Origin of the sequence: Dendronalium sp. ChiSLP03b (assembly GCF_034531165.2) — a bacterium.
In the GTDB taxonomy this organism is placed as follows: domain Bacteria; phylum Cyanobacteriota; class Cyanobacteriia; order Cyanobacteriales; family Nostocaceae; genus Dendronalium; species Dendronalium minutum.
The window spans coordinates 68,142-82,347 of the sequence record NZ_JAVRBR020000142.1 but is presented as its reverse complement, the minus strand read 5'-3'; the positions used below and the strand labels follow the sequence as shown (position 1 = coordinate 82,347).

Below are 14,206 nucleotides of genomic sequence, written 5' to 3'. Positions count from 1 at the left end.
GGCTACTTGTGGTATAATGGCTTTCAAACTATAATATTTTCATGGTTCGGTCGCCTCTCGAGCGCCGCTCTTTCGCGTCCGTCTCTTGGGCACTTATCCAATATAGCTAACCTAACCTTCAGTGTCAACTCTTTTTCCAATTTTCTTTGGAAAGTTTTTTTCGACCCCTCAAATAGCCCACTGTCCTGGGTTGTAAGCAACAATGGTGTATGCACTTTACTGAGTTAGGAGGGGATAGCGTGAACTTTCAGTCGGTTATTGCCACACTCCATCTTTTCTGGGGCAACCAAGGTTGTTTTATCGCCCAGCCCTACGACATTGAAAAGGGAGCTGGCACCAAGAATCCTCATACCTTTTTAAGAGCATTAGGACCTGAACCTTGGGCTTTTATTTAAAGAGCTCAAACGAGCTGTATGCATGACCAATGACTACTGACTCCCCTAAAGAGGAGTTATTTGATATCACTCAGCTAGCTAAAATTAAACTGACGAAACAAGACAAGTGTCTTGCAGAGCTTTGCTTGTTAAGGATTTTAATTTGCAAATGTCTGCCTAAACTATCTAGTAAAAATGGGCTTGTCAATGGTGTAACAAGATGGAAACTAAACAGATGAATCACAATCTAAAGTAGGATTTTTGTACGGATCTGCCAAATTTAGACTACTGCTGTTGTGTTTCTATCCCTGATGACAAGCCTTGCTATGAGGTTATTCAATCGCAGAGCGGAACGCAGGAGCAGGAAAGAGACTTTGAAATGCAGCTAGCCTCTCACTTGAAGGTTCTGGGGACTCATTCCAGAGACTTTCATAGTAGAAAAAGGTGACACCTAAACCACGTCCTTGGGCAGCCCGTACCTGAGATTGAATTTGTTGTATTGAAACTGGACGATTTCGCAACCCTGTCATGATCCCAATTCCAGTTGGTATAACTCGTTGGGCTTGTTGAATTTCTGGGCGGGCAATATTGGCAATAAAACTTTGTAAATCAGGACGATAAATTTGCACAATTAGCTCGTCTACAATATTCAGCCGTATCCAGGTGAGCCAGTCTTGCAGCTGAAACTTGTAAGCAAAGTCATAGTAATTAGGAGATACGGAGAAAATCGCTTTGGGTTTTCTCTGTTTCACAGCTTGGTTGAGTTGTACCATGAACGCTGTGATTTTATCTGCTCGCCAGCGCACCCACACTGGATCTTCGGGATTGGTTGGAGGATTTTTCTTAGTTTCCTGAGTGTATAAGTTAACTGTGTATTGGTCATAACCAAATTCACGGGGTAAACTCATGTGATCGTCAAACTGAATGCCATCTGCATCATATTGGGTGACGACTTCTAGGACGAGACTGCTGATAAACTGCTGTACTTCTGGATGGAAGGGATTGAGCCACATCACTTCACCAGCAGCACTGATCGAAGTTTGGCTACCATCTCGCTTTTGGGTGAACCATTCTGGATGATTCAACGCCAGTTCTGAGGTTGGAGGGGCCATGAAACCGAACTCAAACCAGGGAACTACGAGTAATCCTTTGCGATGACCTTGGTTAATGAGGTTTGTAAGAATGTCATGTCCATCTGAACCTCGCAAGACAAAAGGCTGGATACCTGTACGCTGTGCCACGGCGCTAGGATACATTACATAACCGGAATTCCACACTACAGGATAAATCGTGTTAAAATTCAGCCGTCGTAGTTGATTCAAGGCTTCTTGCACTTTGGTGCGTTCTTTGAGCGTATTAAAATCATTGTTAGTCATCCAAACCCCACGAATTTCCTGACGTGGTAGTTGCGCGATCGCAGGGGTGAAACTACTCACCAGCAATACCGTGACAAACGATATCAAAACTAGGATCGGGAAAAGGCTCTTGAGCAATGTCTGACGAAAAGCCTTTTGGGTTTGGAAGTTCGCAATCAACGAAAAGCGTAGCCACTCTGGTCTTGGGGTTTCCCCAAGTGGAGGAAGTGGCATCCAAGACTGCGACCGCCTCACCGTAGCGCATCTCTGCCGCCAACCCTGGAGAAGGAAACTTAATTTCATAGGTTTGAACAATCTGTTAGCTACCCACACTTGCTATCGCATATTTCTATGACGGAACCTACTAGCCTTATATTTTACAAGCATTTATGCTTACTATAAATTGGTTAGTTAATACTCGTTTATTCAATGCGACGCACCGAAAATTTTGCCTCAAAGAAACTGAGGCAGAATTAGTACACCAGGATTGTTGACGCATTTAATAAGTCATGAGTGCCCCATAAAGCTTTCGTATTAAGGGCAAAGGCTCAATTTAAAGATAAATGCAGCATCGTAGCAAAAATATATATATTTACGGTAAGCAAAGTTATTTATAGCACATTTTAGCTTGCTAGATAGAGATTTAGTGTGCTATGCAATCACACTTTTGCAACATCTATTTTATTGCGTAGATTCTAGATTCCCTAGCTAGGCAAGGAGATGAATAGTACTTTTTACTCATGACACCATTAGTCTCAGATATCAAATAATCACCACCGTTGCAGATGCCAATATAGGACTGTTTGACATTCCATTAATTATGCACGGCTTACAAAGAGGAGCAGCTTGCAAAGTAGACCTTTCAGATAATTAGAACTTCTGGGAAGTTGTAGATGTACTAGTGGCGAAATCAGGCGATCGCTACGGTATGCTAACGTTGTGTGTACCGACAATAAAGGAAACCTCAAATGTCTGATTTTGGTTTTACCCACGTCGCACTTGAGGTTAGCGACATCGATAAAAGCATCTGATTTTATGCCAAGTATGCTGGGATGAAAGTTGTGCATCGCCGCACCAATTCTACAAGTCAAGTAGACGTTGCTTGGATTGGTGATTTGGACTCGACCGTTCGTGATTGTGCTGATCCAAGTGGCTAAAGTCAAAGGTAAACTTTCACCCGCATCTCATCTCGGCGTAGCTTGTAAAACCCGCGAGGAAGTCGATTGTCTTTGTAATGAGGCGCAGTTAGAAGCACTTCTGCTAGAAGGGCCAAATGACTGGGGTCATCCTGTCCGTTACTGGGCTTTCATCCGAGATCCTGATGGTCATACCCTTGAGTTTCCTATGGTCAGGAGATTAGTTTTACAGTCGCGCAAGCTAGCAAAAAAGCGTAATACCATTTTGGATTAGGAATGACTTTGTACATCTGGGTCATATAAATCCATCTGTCGCAATCATTTTTCAAATGGGTGTAACTTTGGTCAGTAGTTTGCTGCTGATGGAAGAAGTCTATTTATGCTACTTAAACTGAAAAAACTCTACAAAGCAATTCAGGCTTACAAAAATTCGGAAAACGTTGGAAATTTTACGATTCTCAAAGCCGATGCATTGGGTGCAAACGTCGATCCGCTAGTAGAGTTTAAACTGCAACAGGTAGTGGGATATTATCCCAAAATCGATCTAAAGCAATTGAGTCATTATCCTTAAGGCACATTTGGCCGAGAATACGCCGACCACATGCAAGCAAATCACCTGTAACCGTTAAATGTTAGTTCGGAATTAGAGGCTTGGAGTTCTTGGGGAAATTTCCTGCGGCAAAGACAGTTATTTGATAAACTAATTTACCAAGAAATTCACGAGCGTCAAACTCAAGCTGAATTTGCAGGTGAAGATACCCTGAGCTTGTTAATATCTGCTCGTGATAAACAAGGTCAACCAATGACAAATGTGGAATTGCGCGATAAGTTGATGACCATGCTATTTGCTGGGCATAGAACTACAGCGATCGCTCTAGCTTAGGCTTTATATTGGATTCACTATGTCCCAGAAGTCCGCGAAAAACTTTTACAAGAACTCAATTCTATTGATGTCACCAATGGAGATCCAATCAAAATTGCTCAACTACGATATTTGAATGCGGTCTGTTCAGAAACACTGCGGATTTACCCAGTTGCTTTTTTTGTTTGCTGCGAATTCTGCGATATCCCATGCATTTTATGGGTTACGATTTACCAAAAGGAATGTTCTTGTATATCTGCATCTATTTGACTCATCATCGTTCAGATATCTACCCAGAACCTAAGCTGTTTAAGCCAGAGCGCTTTTTAGAACGTCTGTACTCCTCTACCCCTCCGCCCTCTATCTTTATTGTTAAAGTGGTAATCGACCTATAACTAATCGATATAGCAAACGAACTATTCTACCTATAATTGGCAGCTTGAGTAAGCGCTGACGCAGTTGCATTGTTGTTGAGTTGTAAAGAGCGATCACCTCAGTTTGTAGACGTTGGCGTTCAATTTTAAGTTGAGCAAACTGTTCCTTTATTTGTGCATTTTCAGCCTGCAATTGATTGACTATTGGGACATTTTCAGCCTGTAATTGATCGACTATTTGTGCATGTTCAACCTGCAATTGATTAACCTTGAGTTGGAATTGCTGAAGCTCAGTTTGTATTTGGCTATATTCGGTCTGTTGTCGTTCATATTCAGTCTGCAAGTGAGAAAAGCGGACTTGCAGCAGTTCGTATTCTCCATATCGAGGTATCCACTTATGTAAATAAGCTGAGACAGCTTTTGCCTCTATTTTGGGATCTATGAGTTGTGTCTGGTGAGTGGCGATCGCTTCTCGATATAGAGCTACAATCTCATTGACTGTCGCATCAAGTCCAGCTGTTTCGCGAATTCGTCGAGAAACCTCAGCCGCATCATCAGAGTCATATCGAGCAATTTCTTTCACCAACACATCTGGATGCACAGTTTCTTGAAGTGTGCGAATCCCAAAATTGAAGCGTCTGAGTTGGCTAAGTTCAGTTGTTGTCACCATTGCACCAGCACCCCTATAGTCACAAAGAATCACCGCACAACCAACTGCCATTGCTTCTAAAGCACATCTTGCTTTAGCAAAAACAAGGTCGTAGTTGCCTAAAATCTTTTCTGGATGGGTGCAGATATTACCTACACCTGCTCCAATTACGTCTAAAGCAATACCTGTGTGGGCACATGCTTCTTGGACTGCTCGTAAATAGGTGTGTTCGCTAGCCTGGTTGCTAAATACTAATGCCCGTTTGGGAAATTTCGGCAGGGAAGGACGCAGAGAAAATTTGTCCAAATCAACGGAATTGTAGATGACTCGAACACGCTCTTCTGAAATTCCATGTCTGAGCATGAGGCGATCGCGACAGGTATAATCAACACCAACATAGTATTGAATGCGAGGCAGTAAAGGTGGATAATCATGCCAAGCTAGCCAATCATGACAGAAAAATATCCCTGGCACTTCTGGAAAATGCAACAGAGCTGTTACCGTTCCTGGGTGATGATGTCCGTGGATAATGTCTGGTGTCGCTCCTACTGCATCTAAATTATCTACCACAGGAACTGTAGCTACACGAAGTTCCTCTACTATGGAATCTGGTTGAGTCGATGTACCTAAATGTGTGCAGTAAACAATCGGCGTATGGCCTTGCTTGAGTAACTTGATTGCTAAGTCTTTTACATAAGTTTCTGTTCCAGTTCGTGAGGCAAGGGTAATATTAGTAATTAAAACTCGCAAACCACCCATTCTAATAATTCGTAATTCGTAATTTATAATTAAGATTAATAGGAAACAGTTTGATACAGATGGTTTACAATCGTTATTTTGTTCTACAAATCATACATTCTTGTCCAATTTGGCATTAGCTCAACTTTTTGATGTGAGTCCAAAGTGCTTCAGCCAGTGGATAAACGTGTTCGCGATAACGTAGTACTTGCTGATATAAACCAGATGCCACTTTTTTCTCACCGCACTGTTCATAGAAAGGCGTTTCTTGCGTCTGACAATCATCTTTGCCACGAATATCCATCGGGCGTAGACATTCGATTTGGAATGCTTCTAGCCCAAATGTTTGAATAGCAGAATTCACTTCATTAACAATTTCATCATATGCTTGGGCAGCTAATAGTTTTCGTGCCATTGCCTCATCATTTAGTTGCAGGCGAATCATCTGCTGGGAGAACGATCCTGGAAAATCATCTGGTTTCCTATTCAGCAAAAAGTCGAAGTTATCAATTTTATATCCTCTTTGCAGCAAAACCTCAACTGCGGCATTAATCATTAGGCGACAGATATCATGAACAGGATTGTAGCCCTCTACTGCATCTCCAACAACTATTTTCGCTTCTATCTTGCTGAGTGTATCAACTAATTCTTCAGTCAGCCCAATAAATAAATCAAAGTCTTGATTTAGAATTGCTGCATAAATTTGAGAATCTGAAAATCGACCATAGATACTGCCTTGTTTTGCCCCAACTTTGTTTAAAATTTTTGTGGTTGAATCGAGCCTCGACTTGCCAGAATGTCCAGAACCATCTGTCAGAATAAATACGAAGGGACTAGCTAACTCTAACCAGCCATAAACTCTGATCTCATGTCCTGGATGGGCAATTATGAGGGCAGTGCCAGAGGTAGGTATATAGGACAAAGGCATTTAAAGATTTTGGATCTGGTTCCATCTATAAAGTTAAAATCAAGTTACTATAGGGCACATGCTAGCGCTACCAAACTTTATAATTTGTTACTGATCGCATCTATAATAATTGAGAATCTAAATGACTACTATAAAATTGCTTTGATAGTAGCGATCGCATGTACTACATTGTCCACAACATAAACACTTTCTGGGGATATTTTCTGAAAAAAAACTTGGCTTTCTTCATCATCAGTCAATAAAATCACTTTCTTTTTTCCTTTCAAAGCCAAGGCAATTTCTGAAGCAGTTCCTGCACCCATACCGCAGGCAATCACCACATCACTGGAGAGAACATTAATATTATTACGAGCATTTCCCATATCTGTGAAAATTGCAATATCCACTGCTTGAGAAATACCATCCTGGTTATCGTTGGGGAGAATGCCAACAGTTAAACCATTGCCAGCTTTTGCACCCTTATTTGCTGCATCCATTACTCCCACATTTCTACCACCAGTCAGCAAAGCCCATCCTTGTTGAGCAATGAGTTGGCCTAGTTCATAAGCATTTCGCAAATCATTTTCTTTAGCCTTTTCTCCAGGTCCCATCACTCCAACAACGATTTTTCGCATAAAGCTTAATTTTTAGCTACCATTTTTCAGCCCAATAAACAATTTCTGAGGCTGAACTATCAATAGCTACGCCGTAGCTATCTCCATGATTCCATTTAAAACCAGGACTGCCTTTATCTTGTGCGTTTAATACTAATATTTCATAGGTGGCTGGAAAAGATTCGCCAGAGTAATCACTAGTATAGAAGAAAGTTGTCGGCACACCATTAGGCAGGTTAGCGTGATCGTTTGTGTCACCACCTCTATATTTACGTTGAGCAATATTTCTATATTGTGAAAGTAATTTTTGGATCTTATCTGGTGATTGTTTTAGCCTAACTTGGAAATAGCTACCACCTTGCAAAAAGCCGGGAGAATAAGCGATGCGTACACCTTTATTGCTGACAGGGATCTCATGAGGAAAATGTTTTACTTCGCTACCATCAGACCACAACTGATTCCGAATTTCTCTATAGCGTGATGTATCAGTTATTATCTCTGACTGACTAGTACTGCTAAAAGCTTTTCTGAGAAAAAAACTTCCCCCAACAATACCAAGACTACCAAGGGAAAGTAGAACTATCATGGCGATTTTAACGAAAGGCGATCGCTTCATTGAGTTGGGTGCGTCTAAATTTTATAGTCATATACCCAACTACTAAACTAAATTCGTAGGATTGCGGAGCTAGTTCAAGATATATTGACAAAAACTTTGTATAGTCAGGGGAAATACGAGGTAATTTTGAAATTACTGTGAAGTAAACTAATAATTCCTACTCAAAAACCGCTAGTACCGCTTTGTAGAATTAAAAATTGTTTATGCCCAACTACTTCCGCTCCAATGTTGATGCAATGGCTAGTTATGTTCCTGGTGAGCAGCCCCCACGCGGTACACAGATTGTTAAACTCAACAGCAATGAAAACCCATATCCTCCCTCTCCTGCAGCCCTAGCAGTGTTGCGGAAGATTGATGGCGAATGGTTGCGACGGTATCCAGAACCTTTGGGGGGAGAGTTTCGGGAAGCTGCAAGTAAAGTCTTAGGAGTTCCTAACGATTGGATAATTGTGGGAAATGGTAGCGACGAGCTGTTAAGCATAGTGATTCGCGCATGTGCTGAACCTGGGCGAAAGGTTGTTTATCCGATGCCGACTTACGTCCTATATCGCACTTTGACTGAGATGCAAGCTGCGGATATTACTGAGATTGCCTACAGAGAAGATTACAGTTTACCTATAGAAGAACTGGTTACTGTCAATGGGTCTGTGACATTCATTGCATCGCCAAATAGTCCATCAGGGCATGTAGTGCTAATAGATGATTTGCGAAAACTAGCAAGCCAGTTATCTGGGGTCTTAGCGATCGACGAAGCATATGTGGATTTTACGGAAGAAAATGCATTAGCTTTAGTAAAAGAATACGAAAATGTCATTGTGATTCGCACTCTTTCTAAGGGATACTCTTTAGCAGGATTGCGGTTGGGGTTTGGGATAGCGAATCCTAAGCTATTGAATGGATTATTTAAGGTGAAGGATAGTTATAACATTGATGCGATCGCCTGTGCAGTTGGGACGGCTGCCATCACCGATCAAGATTATAAAAATGCCTGTGTGGCCAAGATTAAAGCATCACGGACTAAGCTAGCAACAGACTTGAAAAAATTAGGTTTCCATATTTGGGATTCTCAAACTAACTTTTTGCTGACACAACCTCCCCAAGGAAACGCCGAATACCTCTATCAAAAACTGAAGGAACAGGGAATTTTAATCCGCTACTTCAAGCAGCCAGGACTAGAGGATAAATTACGTATCACCATTGGCACTGATGAACAAAATCAAACCCTCATGGAAGCGCTAATTTATTTATTAGGGTCTGGATAATATGGTCTAATAAAGCACAAAATATAGAGTAATAATCGCTTTATTATATATGTATTTACTCTGATTGCTAGTGAGTATCTATTTAATTAATAGTAAGTTAATAGGAGTATAATTAATGTCTTAAATTAGAATCTTATTAACTATAAAATTATACTTATTTTTAAATCTTTAAATCTTTTTTTGAAACTTTACCGTTTCTTTATCAAAAATTTGTGACTCTCTTTTAGGATGGTTAAAGCATACTATAAGTGTTATGAGAAAAGCGCTTTAGTAAATGTATAAATTCTCTGTATACGTAACTATGACAACAGCAGCAGACTCTAATAAATGGCTGTAATGAAGTCGTTATAGTAATCTGAGAAATGTTTATTTGTGTACTTTGATGCTTAACTTTAAAGGGAATGCTTTCTCCCAAACCATCAAGTCTTAAAATGTTTTTGCCGATTGTCTGAATTATGAATTCTGAGTTGAAAACTTTCCTATATAATAAATAAACTTTATACAATTTGCTTGTAAAAAAGTACAGCAGATGTTTATAAGCATGTCTAAAAATTAAATCAAACTTCTATTTAATAACTTTTAAGCTTAAAGCTTACTTTGGGCTTTTCAAATAATTGAAAAAATATATTAGCTATCTTATTAATTAGACAGGGATTCTACTGTTAATAAAAATTCTAGGTATCTACCAGCTAAAACGTAGTAGGAGATTAACCGAATGACTAAAGTCACAGAAAAATTTTCTGAGAAGAGAATCCATCTGCATTACTTAGATGGTTTACGTGGATTAGCATCTCTGTATGTTGTACTTGTCCACGTTGAACCAGCAATCGGAGATCAATTGCCTATGCATTGGTCATTTTTTGTCAGGACTATGAAATATGGTGCATTTAGTGTTATCAGTTTTATTGTACTTTCTGGCTATGTTTTGATGCTGCCAGTAGTGCGTTCTGAAAATGGTCATTTGCCAGGAAGTTTGATTAATTATATTAAAAGGCGATCGCGGCGAATTCTGCCACCTTACTATATGGCTCTATTTATCTGTCTGCTGCTAGGATCGGTGGTCTTCACTTTAGAGAAATTTACTGGATTTCAATGGAATGAAGAGGCAGGAATTGGCTCATTTTCTCCTAGGTTTTCTTTGATTGATGTCATATCTCACCTGTTGTTAGTTCACAATTTGAGTGAAGGTACATACACAACTATTAACCCACCTATGTGGACTGTAGCAACAGAATGGCAGATATACTTTTTGTTTCCCCTATTATTGCTACCAATTTGGAGACGTTTTGGATTATTACCATTAATTAATATTGCTTTTGCAATTGGCATAATACCTATCTATTTGTTGAATGGCTTATTTGAACAAGCTAATCCTTGGCTGTTAGGTGTATTCTGTTTAGGAATGGCAGCAGCAGATATTGGATTTTCCCAAAAACCCAAGCTAATAGCTATCAGAAATTTTCTCCCTTGGGGTCGGCTGGCTATTATTTTTACTTGTATTGCCTTTATAACTGAATGGCGACGACTAGGATTGCATATATGGATTAATCAAAGTTTCGCTGGTCTTGCATTTGCTTGTTTATTTATTGCCTTGACTAAATGTCTAATAGAAGATAAACAGCCCCCTCTGATACTACAAATAGTCCAACATCCTTGGGCGATCGCACTTGGTACATTTTCATATAGCCTATATCTGATTCATGGGCCAGTTTTGGTTTTCGTGCGTTACTTCCTGTTTTATCTACCAATTTCTCCAGACATGTTTGCGGCAGCATCTTATTTAGTAGGCACAGCAATGTCACTCATCATTGCTTATTGGTTTTATTTATTCTTTGAACGACCATTTATGTCCAGTTTCTTAAAAAAGCGCAAAGTAAAAGACGTAGTGAGTTGAAATAGGCAGTCTTAATGAAAAAATTTCATCACTATGCATGAAAAAGATACTAGGGACTGGGAAGTAGTATTTTTACTCAGCACTCAACATTTTTAAGACAGCTACTACTAAAGGTGGATTAATAGATTTAGGTTAGATGAATAGGATTGATGAGCAACAAGAACTAGCAGAAGCTACTTGCAAACTCTGGGAAGAACTTGTTTTTTCTAGCAGACGCAACTAGACGTTACTAAGGGTTGCAAGTCAAGGGGAGCATGATTCTGCTACCTAACGTCCAAAGGAAAACTTGCAATGAAGGGATTAGCAGGGAAAAATGCGCTCATTACTGGAGCGAGTTCTGGTATTGGGCAAGCGATCGCGATTCGTCTTGCACAAGAAGGTTGCAACATTGCTATCAATTACCGCAAGAGGCAAGAACAAGCAGAAGATACAAAAGAAATGGCAATTCAAAAAGCTTGCGAGCAGCTAGAAGAATGCAGTGTGCGCTCCCTTTTGGTTCAGGGAGATGTCTCTCAAGAAGAAGACATTATCGAAATGGTGAATACGGTTATTGAAAAATTCGGCAGTCTTGACATTCTAGTAAATAATGCCGGAATTCAAATCCAAAAAGCATCTCATGAAGTCACAGCAGACGAATTTGACAAAGTTATCTCTGTTAACCTGCGGGGTGCTTATCTTTGTGCGCGAGAGGTAATCCGGCATTTTCTTTCTCGCGATCGGGGTGGCGCGATTATTAATATTTCTAGCGTGCATGAAATTATTCCTCGTCCGCTTTACGTCAGCTATTCCATCAGTAAAGGGGGTATGGAAAATTTGACGAAGACCTTAGCGCTGGAGTACGCCAACCGTGGGATTCGTGTGAATGCGATCAGTCCTGGAGCAACCATTACTCCCATGAATAAAGCTTGGATAGATGACCTTCAAAAAAAGGCGGTAGTAGAAAGTCACATTCCAATGGGGAGAGCAGGCAATTCAGATGAAATGGCAGCTGCGGTTGCTTTTTTAGCCTCAGAGGAAGCAGCTTACATCACTGGACAAACCCTATTTATTGATGGTGGACTGACACTCTATGCCGACTTTCGAGAGCCTTGGTCAGCGTAAGCTTGAAGAAGAGACACGCAGAGAAGTTACGGGGGACGCAAACACACTGAGAGCAACGAATTTTTAACTTTAAGATGCACAATGCCTACTCTAAAAAAATCTTAGCGATCGCACTTCCATATCTGAAAAATATCCAAAAATTTGTTACCAAAGACTGATTGAGTTAATTTGCAAGATATAGTTTCCGCTATGGAATTGCAAACTCCTGTTAGCGGGACTTAAACATTTTTGTGGCAAAAACAAGTCTCAAACCTATACAGGGCGAGGAAAATACACCGAAGGCTCAAAAATGCTTGAAACCCAGATATATCAGCAAACAAGATCAAATTATGTCAAAGTCTTTCTGTATATACGTTTGATGATTTTTTCAGGCTCCTTTTTGTCTAAGTCCCATTAGGAAGTTATTTAAAATATCAGTAAATTAACACAAAGCAGTTACTCACTTTTATGTTTACAATTTGTAACTTTATAATTTGAATTTTAGGATAAATGTATTTTTATGGGCTGGAATCGCTCGCTAATTTGTTTATATTTCTTAATTTTAGCTATTCCAGGTAAAGTTTGTTGTCTTTTAACTTCGGCAGCCATCATCCACTGTTAGTCTTTTAATTAAGGCGAGTAGGAAGCATTGTTTGAGCGTAATTTTTTGATTGTCTCAAATGCTAAATAAAGCTCTACAAGATGATAATTAACTATAACTTGATAGAGATTAGTTAACTACTCAATAATCTTCCATATATTTATATCCAACTACACAAATTCAACAAACTGAACTACCAACACTGATATGACACATTACTCTGTTGAATGGATTGAAGCATGGTGCCAAGAAAATGGCTGGACAGAATTATTTGTAGAGCGGCGTAATAACTATTGGGCTTTTCCTCCTGGAGGAGTAATGCCTGAACCAATTCCGAGTAACGTCCTCAAATCGATTAAAGCTGAGAAAGGATTAACCATTGAAGAAAGATTGTGGTCTATATCTGCGGTAATTGGCACAATCGTAGCTGTGGTTTCTACCTTTGTACTGAGGTGTCCAATGCCATTAGTTATAGCTTTCGCTTTTAATGCGGTGACAGTAGCTCAATTTGAACTTGAGGATGCCTAAATTGTGAGTTTGGGTATTGGTATTAAATCAAGCTGCTCTTGACTTTATTCTCAGTCAGAGCAGTTTTTGATTTTAACACGAACTAAATTAGATTTTATTTTTACCTCCAATTAAAGTCTGCTTAAACTCATGACCCAAAAATGAGATAAATCCAAATACTTGGATACTTATTTCCTTTCCTTGAAAAGGGAGAGTAACTTATTGTCATCACTTTTGTAATTAGTGTTGAACTCCTCTTTTGAAAAAAGGAAGTTAGAAACAAACTATTTCTATACTTTGCAGTGTGCATTGCTTGTAGAAGTTTATCGTGAGGAAAACCTAGATGAAATTAGTTCCAAAATTACTGCTTGCTGCTGCTAGTGTTACTTTATATTTTACTACTGTAGATGCAAAATCTGCATTTGCTGGAATTGTTAATTACGCTTTCACTGTTAATAGTCCCACAACTGAAGGAAATGGCTTTTTTAGTTTTGATGATTCAACTTTTAGTGATGAATCTATTCCAGTAGCAATAGTTAAGTCACTCTCTTTTAAATTTGAGGGTGATTCTACTGTTTACACCGAAGAAGATGATATCAACTATCCAGAATTTCCTTTGGTATTTTCGACAGATTTCTTAACAGGACAAACATCTTTTGCATTAGACTATCTGTTCAAGGATAAAGCTAATCCTGCCAACTCTATAAGTTACGAAATCATTGGTGAAGATTTTACAATTTTCTCCAGTACTTCTCCAAATTCTGAAGTCATCTCTGGTACAGTTTCTTACCAAAAAGTACCTGAACCTATGAGCTTAGCTGGTACTCTCATTGCTTGTAGCCTTGGCTGGACGATCGCAAAAAAGACAACATCAATGAAAAAGGTTAAAGTTTAAGCTTTGTTTTAGATTAAGTACAACACAATAGAGAATGAAAGATGACCAATTGATTCTTCATTCTTCATTTATTAATGTTCATATCACCAGATATTAATAAAATAAAAATTAATAACCTAAATTAAGTAAGTCGGTGAAAATAAACCTAGCTATGTAACAGAATGTAAAATTGATATACCCTTGCGATTGCTTCATTCCACTTCGTTCCATTCGCAATGACATAGCGTGAATTATTTCAGCCGTTCTACTTATGCTTTTTTGATAAAATTAAACATTTTAATCACAGCATAAATTAGAAATATACAAGAGTTAAGTTGATATTAACGCTTCCTTTGCAAAGAA

General features: G+C 39.2%; 15 protein-coding genes and 2 pseudogenes. 10 read left to right on the top strand and 7 right to left on the bottom strand.

Translation table 11 applies throughout. From position 1 onward, the window contains the following. Positions 1–239: 239 nt before the first annotated feature. Positions 240–386 (top strand): annotated as a pseudogene (locus RMY31_RS32655) (glycine--tRNA ligase subunit alpha); the annotation flags it as partial. A 320-nt stretch (positions 387–706) separates the two neighbouring features. Here RMY31_RS32655 and RMY31_RS32650 read toward each other — a convergent pair. From RMY31_RS32650 to RMY31_RS32640, 3 genes are all read right to left on the bottom strand, one after another. Beyond that, a complete protein-coding gene (locus RMY31_RS32650; RefSeq protein WP_322662753.1) occupies positions 707–1,867 on the bottom strand; it encodes a glycoside hydrolase family 10 protein in 1,161 nt (386 codons plus the stop codon). Beyond that, on the bottom strand, positions 1,803–2,006 hold the full coding sequence (locus RMY31_RS32645; RefSeq protein WP_322662763.1) for a hypothetical protein: 204 nt from the start codon (positions 2,004–2,006) through the stop codon (positions 1,803–1,805). Before RMY31_RS32645 ends, RMY31_RS32650 begins: the two co-directional genes overlap by 65 nt. A gap of 541 nt (positions 2,007–2,547) precedes the next feature. Next, the gene (locus RMY31_RS32640) at positions 2,548–2,892 is read right to left on the bottom strand and encodes a hypothetical protein (RefSeq protein ID WP_322662649.1); all 345 of its coding nucleotides are present in this window, start codon (positions 2,890–2,892) and stop codon (positions 2,548–2,550) included. Here RMY31_RS32640 and RMY31_RS32635 point away from each other — a divergent pair. The 4 genes and pseudogenes from RMY31_RS32635 (at position 2,879) to RMY31_RS32620 (ending at position 4,122) form a co-directional block, all read left to right on the top strand. After that, positions 2,879–3,139: a hypothetical protein gene (locus RMY31_RS32635; protein WP_322662651.1), complete on the top strand. Its 261-nt coding sequence runs from the start codon at positions 2,879–2,881 to the stop codon at positions 3,137–3,139. The two genes, RMY31_RS32640 and RMY31_RS32635, sit on opposite strands and share 14 nt — an antisense overlap. 105 nt (positions 3,140–3,244) lie before the next feature. Continuing rightward, entirely contained in the window at positions 3,245–3,436 is a 192-nt protein-coding gene (locus tag RMY31_RS32630) for a hypothetical protein (RefSeq protein WP_322662653.1), read from the top strand. Between the two features lie 102 nt (positions 3,437–3,538). Continuing rightward, positions 3,539–3,997, top strand: a pseudogene (locus RMY31_RS32625) (cytochrome P450). Further along, positions 3,937–4,122 carry a cytochrome P450 gene (locus RMY31_RS32620; RefSeq protein WP_409879081.1) on the top strand — a complete coding sequence of 62 codons (186 nt, stop codon included), beginning with the start codon at positions 3,937–3,939 and terminating at the stop codon, positions 4,120–4,122. The pseudogene RMY31_RS32625 and the gene RMY31_RS32620 overlap by 61 nt, the downstream one beginning before the upstream one ends. Here the strand turns inward: RMY31_RS32620 and RMY31_RS32615 are convergent. From RMY31_RS32615 to RMY31_RS32600, 4 genes are all read right to left on the bottom strand, one after another. Further along, positions 4,100–5,509, bottom strand: a complete 1,410-nt coding sequence (locus RMY31_RS32615; protein WP_322662657.1) for a glycosyltransferase — start codon at positions 5,507–5,509, stop codon at positions 4,100–4,102. The genes RMY31_RS32620 and RMY31_RS32615 overlap by 23 nt on opposite strands. A gap of 115 nt (positions 5,510–5,624) precedes the next feature. Then, complete coding sequence (locus RMY31_RS32610; RefSeq protein WP_322662659.1) at positions 5,625–6,416, bottom strand: hypothetical protein; 792 nt, start codon at positions 6,414–6,416, stop codon at positions 5,625–5,627. Positions 6,417–6,544: 128 nt separating this feature from the next. Further along, a complete protein-coding gene (locus RMY31_RS32605) occupies positions 6,545–7,030 on the bottom strand; it encodes a TIGR00725 family protein (RefSeq protein WP_322662661.1) in 486 nt (161 codons plus the stop codon). A gap of 16 nt (positions 7,031–7,046) precedes the next feature. After that, entirely contained in the window at positions 7,047–7,625 is a 579-nt protein-coding gene (locus RMY31_RS32600; protein ID WP_322662663.1) for a hypothetical protein, read from the bottom strand. Positions 7,626–7,828: 203 nt separating this feature from the next. Between RMY31_RS32600 and hisC the strand changes: the two genes are divergently transcribed. The 5 genes from hisC to RMY31_RS32575 all read left to right on the top strand — a co-directional run bounded on the left by hisC (position 7,829) and on the right by RMY31_RS32575 (position 13,864). Further along, positions 7,829–8,887, top strand: a complete 1,059-nt coding sequence (hisC, locus tag RMY31_RS32595) for a histidinol-phosphate transaminase (protein ID WP_322662665.1) — start codon at positions 7,829–7,831, stop codon at positions 8,885–8,887. A gap of 715 nt (positions 8,888–9,602) precedes the next feature. After that, entirely contained in the window at positions 9,603–10,781 is a 1,179-nt protein-coding gene (locus tag RMY31_RS32590) for an acyltransferase (protein ID WP_322662667.1), read from the top strand. Between the two features lie 291 nt (positions 10,782–11,072). Continuing rightward, positions 11,073–11,882 (top strand): glucose 1-dehydrogenase, encoded by an 810-nt coding sequence (locus RMY31_RS32585; protein ID WP_322662669.1) that lies wholly within the window; start codon positions 11,073–11,075, stop codon positions 11,880–11,882. A 787-nt stretch (positions 11,883–12,669) separates the two neighbouring features. Then, positions 12,670–12,990: a hypothetical protein gene (locus RMY31_RS32580; protein ID WP_322662672.1), complete on the top strand. Its 321-nt coding sequence runs from the start codon at positions 12,670–12,672 to the stop codon at positions 12,988–12,990. A 322-nt stretch (positions 12,991–13,312) separates the two neighbouring features. Continuing rightward, a complete protein-coding gene (locus tag RMY31_RS32575; RefSeq protein ID WP_322662674.1) occupies positions 13,313–13,864 on the top strand; it encodes a PEP-CTERM sorting domain-containing protein in 552 nt (183 codons plus the stop codon). The last annotated feature ends 342 nt before the right edge of the window (positions 13,865–14,206 follow it).

Coding starts and splice junctions, on each gene's coding strand:
- RMY31_RS32585 (WP_322662669.1), top strand. CDS start 11,073: ATGAAGGGATTAGCAGGGAAAAATGCGCTCATTACTGGAGCGAGTTCT.
- RMY31_RS32580 (WP_322662672.1), top strand. CDS start 12,670: ATGACACATTACTCTGTTGAATGGATTGAAGCATGGTGCCAAGAAAAT.
- RMY31_RS32590 (WP_322662667.1), top strand. CDS start 9,603: ATGACTAAAGTCACAGAAAAATTTTCTGAGAAGAGAATCCATCTGCAT.
- RMY31_RS32575 (WP_322662674.1), top strand. CDS start 13,313: ATGAAATTAGTTCCAAAATTACTGCTTGCTGCTGCTAGTGTTACTTTA.
- RMY31_RS32630 (WP_322662653.1), top strand. CDS start 3,245: ATGCTACTTAAACTGAAAAAACTCTACAAAGCAATTCAGGCTTACAAA.
- RMY31_RS32605 (WP_322662661.1), bottom strand. CDS start 7,030: ATGCGAAAAATCGTTGTTGGAGTGATGGGACCTGGAGAAAAGGCTAAA.
- hisC (WP_322662665.1), top strand. CDS start 7,829: ATGCCCAACTACTTCCGCTCCAATGTTGATGCAATGGCTAGTTATGTT.
- RMY31_RS32615 (WP_322662657.1), bottom strand. CDS start 5,509: ATGGGTGGTTTGCGAGTTTTAATTACTAATATTACCCTTGCCTCACGA.
- RMY31_RS32610 (WP_322662659.1), bottom strand. CDS start 6,416: ATGCCTTTGTCCTATATACCTACCTCTGGCACTGCCCTCATAATTGCC.
- RMY31_RS32600 (WP_322662663.1), bottom strand. CDS start 7,625: ATGAAGCGATCGCCTTTCGTTAAAATCGCCATGATAGTTCTACTTTCC.
- RMY31_RS32620 (WP_409879081.1), top strand. CDS start 3,937: ATGCATTTTATGGGTTACGATTTACCAAAAGGAATGTTCTTGTATATC.